Origin of the sequence: Caballeronia hypogeia, from assembly GCF_001544875.2 — a bacterium.
GTDB classification, from domain to species: domain Bacteria; phylum Pseudomonadota; class Gammaproteobacteria; order Burkholderiales; family Burkholderiaceae; genus Caballeronia; species Caballeronia hypogeia.
Map to the genome: position 1 here is coordinate 122,737 of NZ_FCOA02000010.1, position 19,790 is coordinate 142,526.

At 64.0% G+C, this 19,790-nt stretch carries 16 protein-coding genes; 8 read left to right on the plus strand and 8 right to left on the minus strand.

Annotated elements, in window-relative coordinates; translation table 11 throughout:
• Positions 1–286 precede the first annotated feature (286 nt).
• Positions 287–1,645: an 8-oxoguanine deaminase gene (locus tag AWB79_RS17025; RefSeq protein ID WP_061168593.1), complete on the plus strand. Its 1,359-nt coding sequence runs from the start codon at positions 287–289 to the stop codon at positions 1,643–1,645.
• A 40-nt stretch (positions 1,646–1,685) separates the two neighbouring features.
• Here the strand turns inward: AWB79_RS17025 and AWB79_RS17030 are convergent, their stop codons facing one another.
• Positions 1,686–2,618, minus strand: coding sequence for a LysR substrate-binding domain-containing protein (locus tag AWB79_RS17030; protein ID WP_008349998.1), 933 nt, complete (start codon positions 2,616–2,618; stop codon positions 1,686–1,688).
• A gap of 271 nt (positions 2,619–2,889) precedes the next feature.
• Between AWB79_RS17030 and AWB79_RS17035 the strand changes: the two genes are divergently transcribed.
• From AWB79_RS17035 to AWB79_RS17050, 4 genes are all read left to right on the plus strand, one after another.
• Positions 2,890–4,461 (plus strand): ABC transporter ATP-binding protein, encoded by a 1,572-nt coding sequence (locus tag AWB79_RS17035; protein WP_061168594.1) that lies wholly within the window; start codon positions 2,890–2,892, stop codon positions 4,459–4,461.
• A gap of 5 nt (positions 4,462–4,466) precedes the next feature.
• Positions 4,467–5,573 carry an ABC transporter permease gene (locus AWB79_RS17040; protein ID WP_061168595.1) on the plus strand — a complete coding sequence of 369 codons (1,107 nt, stop codon included), beginning with the start codon at positions 4,467–4,469 and terminating at the stop codon, positions 5,571–5,573.
• Positions 5,574–5,586: 13 nt separating this feature from the next.
• Positions 5,587–6,516, plus strand: coding sequence for an ABC transporter permease (locus AWB79_RS17045; RefSeq protein ID WP_061168596.1), 930 nt, complete (start codon positions 5,587–5,589; stop codon positions 6,514–6,516).
• A gap of 127 nt (positions 6,517–6,643) precedes the next feature.
• Entirely contained in the window at positions 6,644–7,729 is a 1,086-nt protein-coding gene (locus AWB79_RS17050) for a BMP family ABC transporter substrate-binding protein (RefSeq protein ID WP_061168597.1), read from the plus strand.
• A gap of 88 nt (positions 7,730–7,817) precedes the next feature.
• Here AWB79_RS17050 and AWB79_RS17055 read toward each other — a convergent pair whose 3' ends face one another.
• From AWB79_RS17055 to AWB79_RS17075, 4 genes are all read right to left on the minus strand, one after another.
• Positions 7,818–8,027 (minus strand): dodecin, encoded by a 210-nt coding sequence (locus tag AWB79_RS17055; RefSeq protein WP_061168598.1) that lies wholly within the window; start codon positions 8,025–8,027, stop codon positions 7,818–7,820.
• Between the two features lie 231 nt (positions 8,028–8,258).
• Positions 8,259–8,750, minus strand: a complete 492-nt coding sequence (locus AWB79_RS17060; RefSeq protein ID WP_061168599.1) for a hypothetical protein — start codon at positions 8,748–8,750, stop codon at positions 8,259–8,261.
• Positions 8,751–9,073: 323 nt separating this feature from the next.
• Entirely contained in the window at positions 9,074–9,517 is a 444-nt protein-coding gene (mscL, locus tag AWB79_RS17065; RefSeq protein WP_061168600.1) for a large conductance mechanosensitive channel protein MscL, read from the minus strand.
• Between the two features lie 201 nt (positions 9,518–9,718).
• Positions 9,719–11,104 (minus strand): DUF2252 domain-containing protein, encoded by a 1,386-nt coding sequence (locus AWB79_RS17075; RefSeq protein ID WP_061168602.1) that lies wholly within the window; start codon positions 11,102–11,104, stop codon positions 9,719–9,721.
• Positions 11,105–11,423: 319 nt separating this feature from the next.
• Here AWB79_RS17075 and glgX point away from each other — a divergent pair, with 319 nt between their 5' ends.
• Positions 11,424–13,634 (plus strand): glycogen debranching protein GlgX, encoded by a 2,211-nt coding sequence (gene glgX, locus AWB79_RS17080; RefSeq protein ID WP_061168603.1) that lies wholly within the window; start codon positions 11,424–11,426, stop codon positions 13,632–13,634.
• A gap of 153 nt (positions 13,635–13,787) precedes the next feature.
• Positions 13,788–13,910: a hypothetical protein gene (locus AWB79_RS40815; protein ID WP_269767966.1), complete on the plus strand. Its 123-nt coding sequence runs from the start codon at positions 13,788–13,790 to the stop codon at positions 13,908–13,910.
• A 70-nt stretch (positions 13,911–13,980) separates the two neighbouring features.
• On the opposite strand, the gene AWB79_RS17085 is transcribed toward AWB79_RS40815, so the two are convergent.
• From AWB79_RS17085 to AWB79_RS17095, 3 genes are all read right to left on the minus strand, one after another.
• Positions 13,981–15,177: a tetratricopeptide repeat protein gene (locus AWB79_RS17085; RefSeq protein WP_061168604.1), complete on the minus strand. Its 1,197-nt coding sequence runs from the start codon at positions 15,175–15,177 to the stop codon at positions 13,981–13,983.
• A gap of 165 nt (positions 15,178–15,342) precedes the next feature.
• Complete coding sequence (locus tag AWB79_RS17090; protein WP_061168698.1) at positions 15,343–16,023, minus strand: PspA/IM30 family protein; 681 nt, start codon at positions 16,021–16,023, stop codon at positions 15,343–15,345.
• 232 nt (positions 16,024–16,255) lie between these two features.
• Positions 16,256–16,672: a plasmid mobilization protein gene (locus AWB79_RS17095; protein ID WP_061168605.1), complete on the minus strand. Its 417-nt coding sequence runs from the start codon at positions 16,670–16,672 to the stop codon at positions 16,256–16,258.
• 491 nt (positions 16,673–17,163) lie between these two features.
• Between AWB79_RS17095 and AWB79_RS17100 the strand changes: the two genes are divergently transcribed.
• Positions 17,164–19,731: a penicillin-binding protein 1A gene (locus tag AWB79_RS17100; protein WP_061168606.1), complete on the plus strand. Its 2,568-nt coding sequence runs from the start codon at positions 17,164–17,166 to the stop codon at positions 19,729–19,731.
• The last annotated feature ends 59 nt before the right edge of the window (positions 19,732–19,790 follow it).

The following is a 19,790-nucleotide window of genomic DNA, read 5'->3' on the forward strand; positions in this document are numbered from 1 at the left end:
ACGCATGACAGCCACCCGTAAGCCTTGGCGGGCGGGGCCGGACGCCCTTGCGCACGGCCTTTTCGCCGATCCTACCCCCGCCAAAATTCGCGAATATATCGCGGGCCTGAGGGGGACTATGACGGCAGCTTGATTGCGTCCGAATTTTTGGCTGCGGACAGTGTCGATGCGCGCGGCATCCATGCATGCTTGCGGCGTCCCGAAGACGGCGGCGAACGCTGGGTAACCGGGGCTTTTCACTGGTTCCCCGTAGTTTTCATCCGGCCGTCTTTTGGAGACTTAAACGATGCCACGCACCCTGCTGGTCAAGAACGCCCACATGCTCGTCACGATGGACGCGCAACGCCGCGAGATCGCCGATGGCGGCCTCTACATCGAGGACAACCGGATCGTTCAGGCGGGACCGACGAGCGAACTCCCGCCCACCGCCGACGACGTGCTCGACATGCGCGGCCATCTCGTCATTCCCGGTCTCGTCAACACGCATCACCACATGTATCAGAGCCTGACGCGGGCGATTCCCGCCGCGCAGAACGCCGAACTGTTCGGCTGGCTCACGAATCTCTACAAGATCTGGGCGCATCTGACGCCCGAGATGATCAACGTCTCGACCAAGACCGCGATGGCCGAATTGCTGCTGTCCGGCTGTACGACGTCGAGCGACCATCTTTATATCTATCCGAACGGCAGCCGGCTCGACGACAGCATCGCCGCGGCGCGCGAAATCGGCATGCGCTTTCATGCGGCGCGCGGCAGCATGAGCGTCGGGCAGAAGGATGGCGGCTTGCCGCCTGATTCCGTCGTCGAAAGGGAAGATGCGATTCTGAAGGACTCGCAGCGGCTCATCGAGACCTATCACGACGAAGGACGCTACGCGATGCTGCGCGTGGTCGTGGCGCCTTGTTCGCCGTTTTCCGTGAGCCGCGAGCTGATGCGCGATGCGGCGTTGCTCGCGCGCGAGTACGGCGTCTCGCTGCACACGCACCTGGCCGAGAACGTGAACGACGTCGCGTACAGCCGCGAGAAGTTCGGCATGACGCCGGCCGAGTACGCAGAAGATCTGGGCTGGGTAGGCCACGACGTGTGGCACGCGCACTGCGTGCAACTGGACAAGCCGGGGATCGAGCTGTTTGCGCGCACCGGCACGGGCGTCGCGCACTGTCCGTGCTCGAACATGCGGCTCGCGTCGGGCATCGCGCCGATTCGCGCAATGCGCGATGCGGGCGTGCCGGTCGGTATCGGCGTGGACGGGTCGGCATCGAACGATGGCGCGCAGATGGTCGGCGAAGTGCGGCAGGCGCTGCTTTTGCAGCGCGTGGGCTTCGGGCCCGATGCGATGACCGCGCGCGAGGCGCTCGAAATCGCCACGCTCGGCGGCGCGAAAGTGCTCAATCGCGATGACATCGGCGCGCTCGCCCCGGGCATGGCGGCGGATTTCGTGTCGTTCGATCTGTCGCAGCCGGCTTTTGCGGGTGCGCTGCACGATCCGGTGGCGGCGCTGGTGTTCTGCGCGCCGTCGCAGGTATCCACGAGCGTCATCGACGGCAAGGTCGTGGTGAAGGAAGGCCGCCTGACGACGCTCGATCTGGGCGCGGTGGTGGAACGCCACAACCGGCTGGCGGGCGAGTTGGCGAACCGGGCGTAGGAAATGAAGCGGGGCGCCCGAAAGCGCCCCGTGTATCGCGTCAAGGCTGGTCGATCAGCGAGCGCGTCGCTTCGGCGACGAGCCCGCGCAGCCAGCGCACTTCATCGGAGTAATGGCAGCGCTCGTGCCAGAGCTGGTAATACTGCATCGGCGGGAAATCGAGCGGCGCCGGCACGACGGCGAGCGGCAGGAAGCGCGCGTAATGATCCGCGAACAGCCGCGTCGTGGTGAACACGAGATCCGACTTGATCAGCACGTACGGCGCGAGATTGAAGTACGGCAGCGTGACGACGACGTGACGCTTCAGACGCTCGCGCGCGAGATGCACGTCGATGGCGCCGCGCTGGCCGACGGAATAGGGCGTCGGCGCGAGATGCGGCGCGTTGAGATACTGATCGAGCGTGAGCCCGCCGCGCTTGGCGAACGGATGCGTGTTGCTGACGAGACACACGATCTTGTCGACGAACAGATTGGAGAGGTGCAACTGTTCGGGCGGCTCGGGCCAGTTGCCGACGACGATATCGAGCTTGCCGTCCTCCAGCGCGAGTTCGTAGTCGAACGCCGGCCCGAGCGAATGAAACTCGAGCGTCGCGTTGGGCGCGGCCTGGCGGAAGCGTTCGACGACGGTCGGCACGAACAGCACGTTCAGGTAATCCGGGCAGCCGATGCGATAGCACCGCACCGATGTCGACGGATCGAAGTTGTGCTGCTGGACCTTGATGCGCTCGATTTCGCGCAGTGCGTTCTGCGTCGGTTCGAGCAGGCGCAGGCCGTATTCGGTGGGCACCATGCCGGATTTGCCGCGCACCAGCAGCGGGTCGCCGGTGATGTCGCGCAGACGGCGCAGCGCGGCGCTGATGGCGGGTTGCGACTGATTGAGCTTGACGGCCGCGCGGGTCACGCTGCGTTCCATCAGGAGGGTGTGCAAGACGCGCAATAAATACGTATCGATCGCCTCGCGTTGCTGACTCATGTTATCTCCACTATATGTTCTGGCTGATCGACGCAGGGGTGCGACATATCATTTTTAATATGAAGCAAAAATTTCGTCAAGGTGTGGCTAACCCGCAAATACTGGCTCAGCGCGATTTGGCGCGTTATTTTGAGGAATCGACTTAGCGTCTCGAATTCTGTACATTCTGCCCGCGGCCCAATTTGCGTGACACGAAAATGTTGCGCGCCGGTTTCGCGGTAACTTTTTCCAGTCCGGCCTGCTCGGTGGCCGGGCGCATATCTGGATCTCAATGGGCGACGCCATCCAAACGTCGACGACGCCACCGCGCCTGGCGTTGTCGGGCATCAGCAAGCAGTATCCGTCGGTCAAGGCGAACGACGGCGTGAATCTCGTCGTCATGCCGGGCGAAATCCACGCCGTGCTCGGCGAGAACGGCGCGGGCAAGTCGACGCTGATGAAAATCATCTACGGCGCCGTGCGTCCGGACGAGGGCGAGATCCGCTGGCAGGGCGAAGTGGTCGAAATCGGCAGCCCGGCGGCGGCGCGCAAGCTCGGCATCGGCATGGTGTTTCAGCATTTCTCGCTGTTCGAGACGCTGACGGTCGGCGAGAACATCGCGCTCGCGCTCGACGAGAAGTTCGACATGAAGACCTTGTCGCGACGCATCCGCGAGGTGTCGAAGGACTACGGGCTCGATGTCGATCCGCAACGCCACGTGCACAGCCTGACCGTGGGTGAGCGGCAGCGCGTGGAGATCGTGCGTTGTCTTTTGCAGAATCCGCGTCTGCTCATCATGGACGAGCCGACTTCGGTGCTCACGCCGCAGGCGGTGCAGAAGCTCTTCCTGACGCTGCGCCGCCTCGCGTCCGAGGGCTGCAGCATTCTCTATATCAGCCACAAGCTCGACGAAATCCAGTCGCTCTGCGAAACCGCCACGGTGATGCGCGGCGGCCGCGTGACCGGCAACGCCGATCCGCGCCGCGAGACGCAGGCGTCGCTCGCGCAGATGATGGTCGGCCATTCGCTGCCGGACTACACGCGCCGCGAACACACGCCGGGCGATGTCCGGCTCGCGGTGAAGCATCTCTCGGTGGCGAGTCCCGATCCGTTCGGCACCTCGCTGGACGACGTGTCGTTCGCGGTGCACGCGGGCGAGATTTTCGGGATAGCGGGCGTGTCGGGCAACGGTCAGGCGGAACTGCTCTCCGCGCTGTCGGGCGAAATCCGCGATAAACACGTCGCCGCCGACGCCGTGTCGATCTGCGGCAAGCCCGCAGCGCGACTGACCGCCGGCGGACGCCGCCGCCTCGGCTTCGCCTTCGTGCCCGAGGAGCGGCTCGGACGCGGCGCCGTCCCGGCAATGTCGCTCGCGGACAACGGCCTGCTCACCGCCCATCGCGAAAACATGGTGAAGAGCGGCTGGATCAAATCCGGCACGGTCAAGGCGTTCGCGGAGCGCTGCATCAAGTCGTTCGATGTGCGCTGCGGCGGCAGCGATGCCCTCGCGCAAAGCCTGTCGGGCGGCAACCTGCAAAAGTTCATCGTCGGGCGCGAGATTCTTCAGGAGCCGAAGGTGCTCGTCGTCGCGCAGCCGACCTGGGGCGTGGATGTCGGCGCGGCGGGCTTCATCCGCCAGCAACTGCTCGATCTCGCGGCCCGCGGCGTCGCGATTCTCGTGATCTCCGAAGAGCTGGAAGAACTCTTCGACATCTGCGACCGCCTCGCCGTGATCGCGCGCGGCAAGCTCTCGCCGGTGCGCAAGACGAGCGAGACCAACGCGGAGGAAGTCGGCCTGTTCATGGCCGGACTTTTCGAGGGCAAGCGCGCGCCCGCTGCTGAAATCGACTCCCTCTCCAAATAAGAACGATGACCTTTCCCTATCGACTCGAAGCTCGCCCGACGCCCTCGCGCGCCATGCAGCTCGCGGTGCCCGTCGTCGCCGCCGTCGCGACGCTCGTCATCGGCTTTCTGATTTTCAGTCTGGTCGGCCAGGACCCGCTGCGCGCGATGCACGCGTTCTTCATTGAACCGCTGTCGAGCATCAACGGCTGGTCGGAGCTCGTGCTGAAGGCGTCGCCGCTGTGCCTGATCGGGCTCGGGCTCGCGGTCGGCTATCGCGCGAACGTGTGGAACATCGGCGCGGAAGGGCAGATGCTGCTGGGCGGCATCGTCGCGGGCGGGATCGCGGTGCATGTCGGCGATGCCTCCGGCTGGTGGACGTTGCCGCTGATGATCGTGGGCGGCGTGATCGGCGGCATGGTCTGGGCCGCGATTCCCGCGCTGCTCAAGAGCCGCTTCAACACCAATGAAATCCTGACGAGCCTGATGCTCACCTACGTCGCGACGCAGCTCCTGATCTATCTCGTGAGCGGCCCGTGGCGCGACCCGGAAGGCATGAATTTCCCGATTTCCGCGATGTTCGGCGACGACGCGCTGTTTCCGCGCCTCTACGGCGACTGGCACTGGACGTGGCTCAAGGGCACGCGCATCAACGCTTCGGTGTTTCTGACGGCGATCGCGATTCCCTGCGTGTGGCTCTTCATGCGCAAGAGCTTCGCGGGATTCCGCATGAACGTCGGCGGTCTCGCGCCGCTCGCCGCGCGCTACGCAGGCTTCTCCGACAAAAAGACCATCTGGACCTCGCTGCTGCTCTCCGGCGGCCTCGCGGGGCTGGCCGGCATGGGCGAGGTCGCCGGGCCGATCGGGCAGCTTCAGGCGGGCTGGTCGCCGGGTTATGGCTTCACGGCGATCATCGTCGTGTTCGTGGGGCGGCTGCATCCGGTGGGCATCGTGCTGGCCAGCCTGTTGATGGCATTGCTGTATCTCGGCGGCGAAGCGGTGCAGACCTCGCTGCAATTGCCGCAGGCGCTCGCAGGCGTGTTTCAGGGCCTGTTGCTGTTCTGCCTGCTCGGCTGCGATCTTTTCGTGAACTACCGCATCAAGCGTCGTACGAGTGCGCATCACGCCGCTTAAGAGACCAGACAAGATGGACATCAATCAAGCCAGCAATCTCGCCTCGAGCGCCGTCGTCGCCGCCATTCCGCTGATGTACGCAGGCGCGGGCGAACTCGTCGCGGAAAAGTCGGGCGTTCTGAATCTCGGCGTCGAAGGGATGATGCTGATGGGCGCCGTCACCGGCTATGCCGTCACCGCGATCACCGGCAGTCCGTGGCTCGGCATTCTCGCGTCCGTGTTCGCCGGCCTCGCGATGGCGCTGCTGTTCGGCTTTCTCACCATCACGATGCTCGCCAACCAGGTCGCGACCGGCCTCTCGCTGACGATCTTCGGCATCGGCTTTTCGGCGTATGTCGGCAAGCCGTATACGTCTGCCGCCGTGCGCGCGAGCATCGACGTCATGCCGATTCCGGGCCTGTCCAGCATTCCCGTGCTCGGCCCCGCGATCTTCTCGCTGACGCCGCTCGGTTACCTCGCGTTCATCATGTTCGCGGTGATCGGCTGGTTCCTCTACAGGACGCGCGCGGGTCTCGTGCTGCGCTCGGTCGGCGAATCGCCGGCGGTCGCGCATTCGGTGGGCTTTCCGGTGGTGGGCGTGCGCTACGGCGCGACGCTCTTCGGCGGCGCGATGGCGGGCATCGCGGGCGGCTATTACTCGATCGTCTACCTGCACGTCTGGCAGGAGCAGTTGACCTCCGGCCGCGGCTGGATCGCGCTCGCGCTCGTCGTGTTCGCGACCTGGCGTCCGGGGCGGCTGCTCATCGGCGCCTTGCTGTTCGGCGCGGTGATGGCGCTGCAGTTCTACGCGCAGGCGATCGGCGTGCCGGTGCCGACGCAGTTTCTCGCGATGCTGCCGTATGTCGCGACCATCGTCGTGCTGGTGCTGATCTCGCGCAATCCGAACACGATCAAGCTCAACGCGCCAGCATCGCTCGGCAAGCCGTTCTTCGCGGCGAGCTGATCGCTGTTGCTTCGAGGCCGCATCGCCCATTCGTTCCGGTTACGTTCCGATTTTTGACCGATGAAACTGGCGGGCGGCCAAGGCGCAAATCTCAGATTCAAACACAACATCGACCAGGAGAATCACAATGAATAAACCATGGCTGAAGGCGATCACCGCGACCGTCGCGCTGTCCGCCACCGTCGCGGCGGCGAGCGCGCAGGCGGCGGACGTACCGGGCGTCGCGTTCGTCTATCTCGGCAATCCGGGCGATGCGGGCTGGACCTTCGCGCACGACGCCGGCAGCAAGGAAGCGGAAGCGAAGTACGGCAGCAAGATCAAGATCACGCGCGTGGAAAACGTGCCGGAGTCGGCCGATTCGGAGCGCGTGTTCCGCGATCTGGCGAACAAGGGCAACAAGATCATCTTCGCGACGAGCTTCGGCTATCAGGATTTCGCGCTGAAGGTCGCGAAGGATTTCCCCGACACCATCTTCCTGACGGCCACCGGCTTCAAGAAGGCGAAGAACTTCGGCACCTATGACGTGCGCATGTATCAGGGCGCGTATCTCGCGGGCGTCGCCGCCGGCTACGTGACGAAGACCAACACGCTCGGCTTCGTCGCGTCGGTGCCGATCCCCGAAGTGGTGCGCAACATCAACGCCTACACGATGGGCGCGCGCTCGGTGAATCCGAAGATTCACACGAAGGTTATCTGGATCAATAGCTGGTTCGATCCGGGCAAGGAAAAGCAGGCGGCTGAAACGCTGATCGGTCAGGGCGCCGACGTGCTGTTGCAGAACACCGACTCCAACGCGACGCTCAACGCGGCGGCCGAGAAACACGTCTATGCCTTCGGCTGGGATTCGAACATGAAGAAGTTCGGCCCGAACGCGCATCTGGGCTCGGTGGTCGCGCACTGGGGCGTGTACTACAACGACGTGATCCAGAAGGTGATCGACGGCAAGTGGAAGAACGACCCTGTTTGGCTCGGCATTCCGCAGAAGGCAGTCGATCTCGAAGATCTGAATACCGCGGTGATTCCGGCGAAGGCGATGCAGGCGGTCGCGGCGCAGCGCGAAGAACTGCATTCGGGCAAGCGCGATGTCTTCTCGGGTCCGATCAAGGATCAGTTGGGCGCGGAGAAGGTACCGGCGGGCAAGACGCTGAGCGATCCGGAACTGCAGCGTATCAACTGGTACGTCGAAGGTGTCGACGGTTCGCTGCCGAAGTAAGCACGGCCAAGCATTTCAGGCGGTGCAATGAAAAACCGCGCCTCGTGCAAGCGAAGGCGCGGTTTTTTCATGTCATGCAAGCATGGCATCAATCCTCGATGCGCAATCCCACCTTGATTGTCACCTGCCAGTGCAGGATCTTGCCGTCCTCGACGTGCCCGCGAGTTTCCGTCACTTCGAACCAGTGCATGTTGCGCAGCGTTTTCGAGGCCTTCTCCAGCGCGACGCGCACAGCGTCGTCGCTCGATTTCGGCGACGAGCCGGTGAGTTCGATCTGCTTATAGACGTGTTCCGACATGGTGTTCTCCTTTATTGATGGACCTAGGCGGCCCGTTGCGTCGCGAGAAACCTGCGATGTCGATGCAGCAAGGCGCGCGCCATCGTGCGGGCGCGTGGCTTCCATTAAAGGATACGAAAGCGTGCGGGAACAGTCGGGGTTTGCGCGAAGCGCCGACGCGCGCGCATGACGAGCGGGCCTCGATGACGAGGCCCGCTCGCCTGGGAACAGCCGGAGAAAAAACCGGAAAAATCAGCGCAGCGGCCGCGAGGCAGCGTCGCCCGCGTCCTGGCGGCGCGTGCCGCGACGCCTGCGCGCCGAAACCGTCGCGCCGAATTCGCTCAGAATCTGCGCGCGCGCACGGCTCGCGAATACAAGTAAGCCGAAGCCGTTCGCCTCGTACCAGTAGCCGCCGTTTTCGAGTCCGTCGAGCGGTTGCTCGAGCGCGTTGGTGATCGATTCGACACAACGCCTGTGCAGCTCGTCGATGGCCGGATACGGCGGCTGTGCGCCGCGTACGCTGCACAGGAGCAGGTCGAGTCCTGGCAGAACATGGGCGTAGAGCACCGGTTCATCCTGTGCTCGGGCCCGCGCGATTTTCGTGTCTAGCTGGCCAAACGGCTTGAAATGCCGCAGCACGGCGAGAAAAGACTCGTCGCCATCAGCCTTCACGCGCTTACGCTTTTTCGGGAAGGACATAAAAACTCGCCTGAAAAAGAATTGCAAGAAACGCAGCGTCCTCATGCGGCCACTCCCGTCTTGCGAGCCGCACGTCGATCTTTTATAGCGCATCGATGTGATCAGGTCACGGTGATTCGGGCGTTCGGATTCTTGACCGACACACTGCCGGCGATGACTCCTGGCGCACGTTTCGTGCCGATGACCGTTTGGCGGCCCGCTTGGCTTCCCTCTGAGCATCTCTGTCTCAATAATAGTCCTGCTGCTACCCGTGCGAACAGCTTTCGCGAAGAAAAAAGCGGGGGGGCGCACCAAGAAAAACGGGGAGTACTCTTTCCAGACCCGCGCGCTCGGCGCGGGTTCCGTGGATGGGCAGCGGGTTTGTCCGCCTAGACGCGCGGCGCGTTCTTCAGCTCGTCGCGAATCTCGCGCAGGAGCAGCACGTCTTCGGGTGTCGCGGGCGGCGGCGCGGCTTCGGCCGGCTTGCGCAGATTGTTGATGAATTTCACCATCAGAAAGATGATGAACGCGAGAATGACGAAGTTGATGACCGCGGTGATGAACGAGCCATAGCCGAACACGGCGACGCCGGCGGTTTGCAGATCCTTGTATGAATCGGGATTGCCCTTGAAGCTTGGCGGTATGTGTCCGAGCCGGACGAACAGGTTTGAAAAGTCGAGACCGCCGGTGGCGACTCCGACCACCGGCATGATCAGATCCTTCACGACGGAGTTCACGATCGTCGAGAAAGCGCCGCCGATGATCACGCCGACTGCGAGGTCCATGACGTTGCCCTTGAGGGCGAAGCTCTTGAATTCGTCAATCATGCTCATGCGCGGCTTCCTCCGGTTTGAGTTGGACGGTTATGCGGGTTAAGGCGGCAGCAAGGGCTATGCCATTGGAATGCACCGCGAAACGCAAAACGACGCGTGTTTCATCGCGGGCACCGACAATGATAGTCAATTCGACTGCGCGCCGCCCGTCCATGCAATATCGCGAGCGACTTCGCATGGATTCGCATGGATTCGCATGAATCAGGCGGCCGGCACGCGCCCCACGCTGATCGCCGCGCAGAACGCCGCATGGTCCGCGACGGTCTGCGCGCCGTAGCGCTCGGCCCACATCGCGTAAGCGGCGTCGAGCTTGTCGGAGCCGCCGCAATAGCCCGCGATCAGCGCGGCGTCGCCGGTGCGGGCGTGCGCGCGGGCGAGCAGCAGGCCCAGGCACCAGGCGTAAAAATCGAAGGTGGCGCCGTGCAGCCAGTCGACCGGAATCGAGCCGCGAATCTGCTTCATCTGCCGTACGTAGAAATCGCGGCCCGAGATGGTGGTCCAGCCGAGCAGCGCGTCGGACGAACTCTGCATCAGCCGTTGCCCGTGCACCACACGCCTTCCCTGATGCCGATACGGCTCGTCGAGCGGCGGCACGAACGGCGCGGCCGCGGGCACGATGCCTTCCTTCACCTGCATGAACAGCGGATCGCCGAGCGCGCGGCCCATCATCAGCACGAGATACGCACGCGTGCCGACGCTGCCCACGCCGACCACCCGATGCGCGACATCCGCCACGTCGTAACGCTCGAGCATCATGCGCCATTCCCCCGCGATGGTCTGCAGATAGGCCTTGAGGCCATCGATCACATGATTTTTCTCGGCGGCGTCGAGCGCGGTGAGGATCGGCGGATCGGCCTTGAAGCGATAGCTCTTGCCCACAGGCTCCGCGACTTTCGCGAGCATGGTCGCGTGCGAGCGCTTCGTCGCGCGCTCCACGGTCTTTTCGATGGTGGCTTTTTCTTCGGCGTCGAGCCTGGTCGGCGCGTCCACGTGCAGCGCGCTCGCGTAGGAGCGCATCTGCCAGAGATCGTATGGGCTCACCTGCCACAGGTCCGCCATGGTCGTGCGATAGGCCTCGCAGGCGGAGCGCACCGCGCGCTCGCGACCGTGAATGTCCACGCTGTTTTCACGCGCCGCCACATTGATGCTCGCGGTCAGGCGCTTCAGGTCCCATTCCCACGGGCCGACCAGCGTTTCGTCGAAGTCGTTGAGGTCGAACACCACGTCCTGGCGCGGCGTGCGAAAGAGGCCGAAGTTATTGACGTGCGCATCGCCGTCGATGATCACGTTGTGCCCGATCGAAGGCGATTTCGCGAGGTCCCACGCCATCACGGTGGCCGAGCCGCGCAGGAACGCGAACGGCGACTCCGCCATGCGCTGCATGCGCAGCGGGATCAGCCGCTCCTGCCGGCCCGCGTTGCCCGCGAGCACGCGATCGACAGGATCGGGGCGGTCGCGTTCGGGCGACCACGCGCCGTGCGCCTCGAAGGGCACGGCGTCGCGTAGCGAGCGGCCGCTGGCGCGGCTTTCATCGGCCGCGCCGAGGGATGAGGATTGGATCGGGCGGGAGCCGGGGCGCGTGGACAAGGCGAGTTCTCCTCAAGCAAAAGGCGAAGATGAAGACGAGTAGCGGGCGCGTCGAACATTCGTCGAACGCGCGCGGGTATCAAACGCGCACCAGCATTTGGCGCTCCCGACAGGAACGTTTTACACGCGACGCTCGCCTCGTGCACAACTTGCGAGTAGGCACGGCGTCGACTCGCGCGTCAGGGCCGGCGTGCCGTGGTTCCTGCGCGCGGGCACGCGAAATGCTTTTTCCTGATCCGCCTGAAACCACGCAATGCCTGGCACCATCCCGCCGTCCGCCGCCAACGGTGCATCAACATCCATTCGAAATCATCCTCTCATGCCGAACGAACTCCGCATTGCCGAAGGCTCGCCGTTCCCGCTCGGTGCAACCTGGGACGGAGAGGGCGTTAATTTCGCGCTCTTTTCCGCCAACGCGACCAAGGTCGAACTCTGCCTCTTCGACGAAAAAGGCGAGCAGGAAACGCAGCGCATCGAACTGCCCGAATACACCGACGAAGTCTGGCACGTCTACGTGCGAGGCCTCGAACCCGGCGCCGTGTACGGCTATCGCGTGCACGGTCCGTACGAGCCGGAAAACGGCCATCGCTTCAATCCGAACAAGCTGCTGCTCGACCCGTACGCGAAGGCGCACGTCGGCGAGCTGAAGTGGGACCCGGCCGTGTTCGGCTATACGCTCGACGCCGAAGGCGACGACCTCACCTTCGATGAACGCGACAGCGCGCCCTTCATGCCGAAGTGCCAGGTCGTCGATCAGACCTTCACCTGGACGCACCCGACGCGCGTGCGCGTGCCCTGGGAACACACGATCTTCTACGAGACGCACGTACGCGGCTATACGAAGCGCCATCCCGCGATTCCGGAGCACATGCGTGGCACGTTCGAGGGACTCGGGCAGAAGAAAGTCGTCGAGTACCTCAAGAGCCTGGGCGTGACGTCGGTCGAGTTGCTGCCGATACACGCGTTCGTCAACGACAGCTATCTGCTCGACAAGGGTTTGACGAACTACTGGGGTTACAACACGATCGGCTTTTTCGCGGCCGATCCACGCTACTTCGCACGCGGGCCGGGCGTCGTCGCCGAATTCAAGGAGATGGTCGACCGGCTGCACGAAGCCGGCCTCGAAGTGATCCTCGACGTCGTCTATAACCACACGGCCGAAGGCAACGAGCGCGGGCCGACACTGTCGTTTCGCGGCATCGACAACGCGTCGTACTACCGGCTGATGCCGGAAGAGGCGCGCTACTACATCAACGACACCGGCACGGGCAACACGCTCAACCTGTCGCATCCGCGCGTCCTGCAGATGGTCACCGACAGCCTGCGCTACTGGGTGACGGAGATGAACGTCGATGGTTTCCGCTTCGACCTAGCAACGATTCTCGGCCGCGAACCGTACGGCTTCGACGAAGGCGGCGGCTTTCTCGATTCCTGCCGGCAGGACCCGATCCTGTCGAGCGTGAAGCTCATCGCGGAGCCGTGGGATTGCGGTCCGGGCGGCTATCAGGTCGGTGGTTTTCCGCCGGGCTGGGCGGAGTGGAACGACCGCTATCGCGACACGGTGCGCGGCTTCTGGAAGGGCGACGAGGGCGAGGCGCCCGAGCTCGCGACGCGCATGACCGCATCCGGCGACAAGTTCAACAAGCGCGGGCGCAGGCCGTGGGCGAGCGTGAACTTCATCACCGCGCACGACGGCTTCACGCTGAACGACCTCGTCTCGTACAACGACAAGCACAACGAGGCCAACGGCGAGGACAACAACGACGGTCACTCGGACAACAAGTCGTGGAATTGCGGCGCGGAAGGCCCGACCGACGACGAGGAAATCCGGACGCTGCGCGAGCGTCAGAAGCGCAACATGCTGGCGACGCTGCTGTTTTCGCAAGGCACGCCCATGATCCTCGCCGGCGACGAGTTCGGCCGCACGCAGGAGGGCAACAACAACGCGTACTGTCAGGACGACGACATCAGCTGGGTGAACTGGGACATCGGCGAAGAAGGGCGGGCGTTGCAGGAGTTCGTGCGCAAGTTGACGACGTTGCGCCACACACTGCCGGTGCTGCGACGCCAGCGTTTTCTCACGGGTGAGTTCAACGAGGATTTAGAGGTCGCCGACGTCAAGTGGCTGAGCCCGAGCGGCGACCCGCTCGCGCAGGAGCAATGGGACGATCCGAACATGCGCTGTTTCGGCGTGGTCATGGACGGCCGCGCGCAGGCGTCGGGCATCCGCAAGCCGGCGTCCGACGCGACCCTGCTGCTGATCGTGAATGCGTACCACGATGTGGTCGATTTCACGCTGCCGGACATTCCGGGCCCCGACGAATGGATCTGTCTGATCGACACGAACGCGCCGGTGCGCGAGGAGTTGCCGGAGTTCGGCGCGGGCGACGTATATCAGGTCACGGGCCGTTCGCTGCTGCTGCTCGCACTGCAACCGCGTGGAGCGACGAAGCGGATTTTCAAGCGCCTCGAAGAAGCCCTGACCGATGAAGTGCCGCCTGAGAGCGAGGAGAAGAAAGCAGAGGGTTGAAGCTGCTGTCGACGGGACGCATGGCACGAACGGTTATCATGCCGGTTCTGCGAATAGCCACGCGAGGCGGCGCGAGCCGCCTCGTTTTTTTACGATGTCCGTTTCAACAAATCGCCTGCGCTTGCCGACCGAAGGCCGCGCGATCGGTCCGGCATGATGTTGCATGTAATCCTGCGCGTCGCGAGCTGGGACCAGCTCGAACGCATCTGGGAATTCGTCGTCGGATTCTTCAAGTTCCTTTGGGGCCTGCTGCGCTTTCTGGGCGGTGGCGGCTGAGTCTGGCCTCGTAGAAACAAAAAGCCCCGCCTGGACGAGCGGGGCCAATTGTCCTCAAACACGCGGCAAATCAGGTATCGCGCCAGTTGTCGTCGTTGTTTCCCAGGTCGAGTCCGCCGCCGCCGCTGCCGTCGTCCCAGTCGTTCGAGCCGTTGCCGAGGTCCAGGCCGCCGCCATTGTTGTTGCCGAAATCGAGGCCGCCACCGTCGTTCTGAACCGGACGATCCACCGGCACATCGCGCTCGATCACGCGATCGCGTCCGTGCGACAGCGCTTCGCCCAACAGCACGCCGGTCAGCAGGCCACCCATGCCGCCGCCGAATCCGCCGCCGCCTTGCTGGATGATGACGGGCGGCTGCTGCCCTTGCTGCGGCGGATACGGTCCCTGTTGGGGGAACTGCTGGCCGCGTCCGAAACGCTCGGCTTCCTGCGCATACGGCGACGCGTTCTGCGCGCCGGGTTGCGTGTTCGCCGCGTTCGGATCCGGCCGGCCTTCGGCGCGCGCTTTCAGACTCGCGACCTGATTCTCCAGGTCTTCGATGGCGTACGGCGGCACCGGATTTTTCGAGTTCGACAAGGCTTCGACCATCTGACGCAATTGCGTCTCCGCGCCTTCGACATCGCGCAGCAATGCCTCGTGGCCCGGCGCAGTGGAGAGCCGCACGTCGAGTTTCAGTGTGCGCACGTCATTGAGCAGTTCCGTAGCGCGCTTCAGTTGCGCGCGACGGTCGTCGTTGGCCTGGCCGTCATCGCGTGCGCGAGCGCGGCGCAGACCCCAGCGCAACACGAGTGCGATCGCCGCGATCAGCACGGCGAGCCCGATCCAAGCGCCCATGCCGACACCGTGTTTCTGCGGCGCGGCCACCGCCTGATCCTGACCAAACGGATTTTGCGCGACGGAGCCGTTCGTGCCGTTGTTCGAGCGCGGCGAGATGCTGGCGCGGGTGGCATTGGCCTGAATGCGTGCCTGCGTGGCCGCGAAGCGCGACGGATCGGTGAAGCTCAACGAAGGATCGATCGTTTTCGCCTGCTGCAGATGCGAGAGGGCGTCACTGTAGCGGCCCTCGCGATCGAGCACCTGCGCGTAGAGGTAATGCGCGTGCGCGTTCTTCGGATGCGCGTCGAGCACTTCGCTCAACTGCGAGTCGGCCTTTTGCCAGTTGCCCTGCGTCATCGACTGCTCGACCTGCTGCGCGGTCGGCAACGCGAACGCGAGCGGGGAAGCGAGCGACAGCGACAATGCCAGAGCCGTCAGAAACTTTTTCATGATGCGGGCCGGACGCGATGAGCGCCCGTCTCCTGTCGAAGCTGCAATCGGGTGTGGCGAGAACGGGTACTGCAAAAACACGTGTTCAAGGTAACGCATATTCGTGCGACGCGCGGCTTGCCCGATGGTTCGCCGCGCACGCGCACTTTCTCGATTAGCCGGACCTTACTGCGCCGGCGTGTTCATCTGCTTCTTCAGCGCTTCCAGTCGATCTTCCACCGAAGGCCCGCGATTGAGCGCGGCGAGCTTGTCGTCGAGCGCCTTGCCGGATTTCTGGTCGGCGGAATTGAGGCGTGCGTCGGAGCGGGCGTTGGCGAGCTGCACCTTGTCTTCGAGCTTCTGGAAATCCTCCGCAAGATTCTTGCCGCCGATGCCGCCCAGCGCGGTTGCCGCCGTGTCCTTGGCCTGCGCGATCTGCTGCTTCGCCTGAAGGATGTTCGAGCGTGCGTTGAGATCGTTGCGGCGCTGGCGCATGTCGGCGATCTGCGTCTTGAGATGATCGACGGAAGGCTCGAGCGTCTGCAGTTCCGCGGCGAGGGCGTCGCGTTCGGTTTCGGCGTTGGCCTGCGCCGCGAGCGCTTCGCGCGCGAGGCCTTCGTCGCCGGATTGCAGCGCGCGCTTCGCGCCGTCTTCATACTTGCGCGCCTTTTCGGCGGCGGCGTCGCGCTTGCTTTGCTGGGTGGCGACCTGCGCTTCGATCTCGATAAGCGAGTTTTCCGCCTTCGCGATGCTGTCGTCGAGCTCGCGCACGATCTGACGTGCGTCGCGCGAAGGGTCCTGCATGGTGTCGGCTGCGTCGTTCAACAGACCTTTGACCGTGCGCGTGATGGAATCGAAAAGCGACATGTATTTCTCCTGGATGAAGACAGCGGCGTGCACTCGACCGTGCGCCACGCGGCTCGAATGTGAGGCGCAATGGCCGAGTTTGCAAGCATCGCGTGAGCGTTGCGTGTACGCCGGGTTTACCCGCCCATTAGATCACGCCGTGGCTTAATCGGGACTTAACGGAAGGTTAAGGAGTGTAACGACGCGCGCCGGCATGGCGAGCGTCGCCGGGAGAAGGCCGCGAGGTGATTCATCAGCGCCCGGCGCGGGGACCGCCGGTGAGCGAGGCGTCGTCGCCCTGATCCGTGTCGTGCTCGACTTCTTCTTCGGATTCGGCGGAATCAGCGGGGTCGGAGCGGGCGGGCGGCGCGCTGCGCGCCTGCGCGGCGCGTTTGGTCGCGTTCGCCGCCGCTTCGCGTGCCTCGCGCGCGGCCGCCTTGGCGGCGACGCTTTTCAGCGCGGCGTTGAGCGGGTCCGGCGCTTTGGGGGCGCGCAGCCGGTCGACGATGCCCGCCACCTTGATCTGCTCGCTCGTCGCGTTGAAGTTGAGCACCGCGCGCCGCATGAGCTCGCTCACGCTGATGCCGAGCGTGTCGGCTGTCTGGCTGATGGCCAGCTTCTGCGCGGGAGTCACGAAAACAACGATGCGTTCGCTGGGTTTGGTCGTCATGAGCGGCTCGCAAACAGTAAGGCGATCGTAACGGGAACGATCGCGGCTTCGGTTCATCAAACGGCGCGACATCGTTACCGGGTTCTTCCGCGCAAGCGTTTCGGGAACCCGCAATCCATGCATCCATCATATCGGTTTGCGCGCCGCCGTGCGTGCGCGGCACCCCGTAGGACACGCAATGAGCGTGACGTAAAAACGGCGCGCGATCAATGACTTGCCTATTTTCTCATACGGTTGTCCACAAGGCTCTCAACACTTTCTGTGGGTAACCCCACATTCGCGTCCATGCGCGCGGCCCGGGGCATTTACTTACAAAAAAATCGGGGAGCTTTTGTAGTCGTGCGCCCGAATTCTTTAAAATGCGCTGTTACCCTCGGTCGAAGCCGGCCCGCTCACTCGCTCGTCCCGTCCTTGCAGTCGCGCCGTAGCACAGGCGCATCGCAGTAGCGCGGCAGCGCGCGCGCTTCACAGCGCGCCGAACGAACCCAGTCATGCCTATCATCAAACGACCCGATTCAACGAATTCCACGCGACACGATCGCGAACCCCGCTGGAACAGCCTCAACGATGCAAAGAATGCGGACGGCCGCGACGGCGGCGGACGCAATGGCGGTGACCGCGGCAATGGCCGCAACGGCCGCAATGATCGTGACGACCGCAATGGCCGCGGCGGCCGCGGGCGGCGCTCCATCTTCGCGCGCATCGCGCTGTGGTTAGCGGGGCTCGCCGCGATCGGCGGGGTGGTGGGCGCGCTCATCGTCGGGTACGCGCTCGTCGTCATGGAGCCGAACCTGCCGTCGCTCAATGCGCTCATCGACTACCGGCCGAAGGTGCCGCTGCGCGTCTATACCGCCGATCACGTGCTGATCGGCGAATTCGGTGAAGAGCGCCGCAGTCTCGTGCGCTTTCAGGACATTCCCGACCAGATGAAGAAGGCCGTGCTCGCGATCGAGGACTATCGCTTCTACGATCACGGCGGCGTCGATTTCGTGGGCATCCTGCGCGCGGGCGTGACCGATGTCATGCACGGCGGCGCATCGCAGGGCGCGAGCACGATCACCATGCAGGTGGCGCGCAATTTCTTCCTGTCCAGCGAAAAGACCTACACGCGCAAGGTCTACGAGATGCTGCTCGCGTACAAGATCGAGCGCGCGCTCTCCAAGGATCAGATTCTCGAGCTGTACATGAACCAGATCTATCTGGGCGAGCGGGCGTATGGTTTTTCGGCGGCCGCGCGCGTGTACTTCGGCAAGGACCTGAAGGACATCACGCTGGCCGAAGCGGCGATGCTCGCGGGCTTGCCGAAAGCGCCGTCGGCCTATAACCCGGTCGTCAATCCGAAGCGCGCGAAGGTGCGTCAACAGTACATCCTGAAGCGCATGCTGGACCTGAATTTCATCACGCGTGATCAGTACGATCAGGCCATCGCCGAGGAAATCCACACGAAGTCGGCGGGCACCGAGTACGGCGTTCATGCCGAATATGTCGCGGAAATGGTGCGGCAGATGATGTACGCGCAGTACAAGGAAGAGACCTACACGCGCGGCCTCACGGTCACCACGACCATCGATTCCGCCGACCAGGACGCAGCGTACAAGGCCGTGCGCAAGGGCGTGATGGATTACGAACGCCGTCACGGCTATCGCGGGCCGGAGGGCAACATCAATCTGCCGTCGAATGCGGACGATCGCGCCGAGGCCATCGAAGACGCACTGGTCGATCATCCGGACAACGGCGAGCTCGAATCAGCGGTGGTGACGGCCGTGAGCCCGAAGCAGGTCGTCGCGCAGTTTGTCGGCGGCGACACGGCGACCATCTCCGGCGAAGGCTTGCGCTTCGTCGCGGCGGCGCTGCGCAGCAACGCGTCGAAGGCGCTGGCCATCAAGCCGGGTTCCATCGTCCGCCTGATGAAGGACGACAAGGGCAACTGGCAAATCACGCAATTGCCGCAAGTGGAAGGCGCGCTCGTCTCGATGGTCCCGCAGGACGGCGCGATTCGCGCGCTCGTCGGCGGCTTCGACTTCAACAAGAACAAGTTCAATCACATCACGCAGGCGTGGCGTCAGCCGGGCTCGAGCTTCAAGCCGTTCATCTATTCGGCGTCGCTCGACAAGGGCCTCGGACCCGCGACCATCATCAACGACGCGCCGCTCTCGTTCCCCGCGACGAACGGCGGCGATCCGTGGGAGCCGAAGGACGACGACCAGCCCGACGGCCCGATGTCGATGCGCACCGGCCTGCAGAAGTCGAAGAACCTCGTGTCGATCCGCATCCTGTCGTACATCGGCACGAGTTACGCGCAGGACTTCGTCACGAAGAACTTCGGTTTCGACAAGGACAAGACGCCGCCTTATCTGCCGCTCGCGCTGGGCGCGGGTCTCGTCACGCCGTTGCAGCTTTCCGGCGCGTATTCGGTGTTCGCGAACGGCGGCTATCGCATCAATCCGTATCTGATCGCCGATGTCGCCGATGCGCGCGGCACCGTGATCTCGCGCGCCAATCCGCTCGTCGCCGGCAGCAATGCGCCGCAGACGCTCGAGCCGCGCAACGCGTTCATCATGAACAGCCTGCTGCACACAGTGGCGACCAAGGGCACGGGCTCGGGCACCAACGTGCTCAAGCGCAACGACCTGCAAGGCAAGACCGGCACGACCAACGACGCGAAGGACGGCTGGTTCGCGGGCTATCAGAAGCAGCTCGTCGCGGTGGCTTGGATGGGTTACGACCAGCCCAAGACGCTCGGCAGCCGTGAGTTCGGCGCGCAGCTCGCGTTGCCGATCTGGGTCGACTACATGGGACGCGCGCTGCGCGGCGTTCCGCAGGAGCAGATGCCGCAGCCCGACGGCATCACGACTGTCGATGGCGAGTTTTTCTACGCGGACCGCACGCCGGGCGCGGGCTTTGTCGCGAGCATCGGGCTGGATCAGGCAAACCCGATGGCGGGCGATGCGACCACGATGGGCGGTGTCGGTCCGGCGGGCATGCAGGCGCCGCCGCCGCCGCCGCAAGTGACGAACGACGAGCGCAGCAAGATCATGGACATGTTCAGCAAGCCGTGACCAGGATCGCATAGTCGATCGACGATAAAAAAAGCGCGCCGGGCTTCAAACCCGGCGCG

Coding starts and splice junctions, on each gene's coding strand:
- AWB79_RS17025 (WP_061168593.1), top strand. CDS start 287: ATGCCACGCACCCTGCTGGTCAAGAACGCCCACATGCTCGTCACGATG.
- AWB79_RS17030 (WP_008349998.1), bottom strand. CDS start 2,618: ATGAGTCAGCAACGCGAGGCGATCGATACGTATTTATTGCGCGTCTTG.
- AWB79_RS17035 (WP_061168594.1), top strand. CDS start 2,890: ATGGGCGACGCCATCCAAACGTCGACGACGCCACCGCGCCTGGCGTTG.
- AWB79_RS17040 (WP_061168595.1), top strand. CDS start 4,467: ATGACCTTTCCCTATCGACTCGAAGCTCGCCCGACGCCCTCGCGCGCC.
- AWB79_RS17045 (WP_061168596.1), top strand. CDS start 5,587: ATGGACATCAATCAAGCCAGCAATCTCGCCTCGAGCGCCGTCGTCGCC.
- AWB79_RS17050 (WP_061168597.1), top strand. CDS start 6,644: ATGAATAAACCATGGCTGAAGGCGATCACCGCGACCGTCGCGCTGTCC.
- AWB79_RS17055 (WP_061168598.1), bottom strand. CDS start 8,027: ATGTCGGAACACGTCTATAAGCAGATCGAACTCACCGGCTCGTCGCCG.
- AWB79_RS17060 (WP_061168599.1), bottom strand. CDS start 8,750: ATGAGGACGCTGCGTTTCTTGCAATTCTTTTTCAGGCGAGTTTTTATG.
- mscL (WP_061168600.1), bottom strand. CDS start 9,517: ATGAGCATGATTGACGAATTCAAGAGCTTCGCCCTCAAGGGCAACGTC.
- glgX (WP_061168603.1), top strand. CDS start 11,424: ATGCCGAACGAACTCCGCATTGCCGAAGGCTCGCCGTTCCCGCTCGGT.
- AWB79_RS40815 (WP_269767966.1), top strand. CDS start 13,788: ATGATGTTGCATGTAATCCTGCGCGTCGCGAGCTGGGACCAGCTCGAA.
- AWB79_RS17085 (WP_061168604.1), bottom strand. CDS start 15,177: ATGAAAAAGTTTCTGACGGCTCTGGCATTGTCGCTGTCGCTCGCTTCC.
- AWB79_RS17090 (WP_061168698.1), bottom strand. CDS start 16,023: ATGTCGCTTTTCGATTCCATCACGCGCACGGTCAAAGGTCTGTTGAAC.
- AWB79_RS17095 (WP_061168605.1), bottom strand. CDS start 16,672: ATGACGACCAAACCCAGCGAACGCATCGTTGTTTTCGTGACTCCCGCG.
- AWB79_RS17100 (WP_061168606.1), top strand. CDS start 17,164: ATGCCTATCATCAAACGACCCGATTCAACGAATTCCACGCGACACGAT.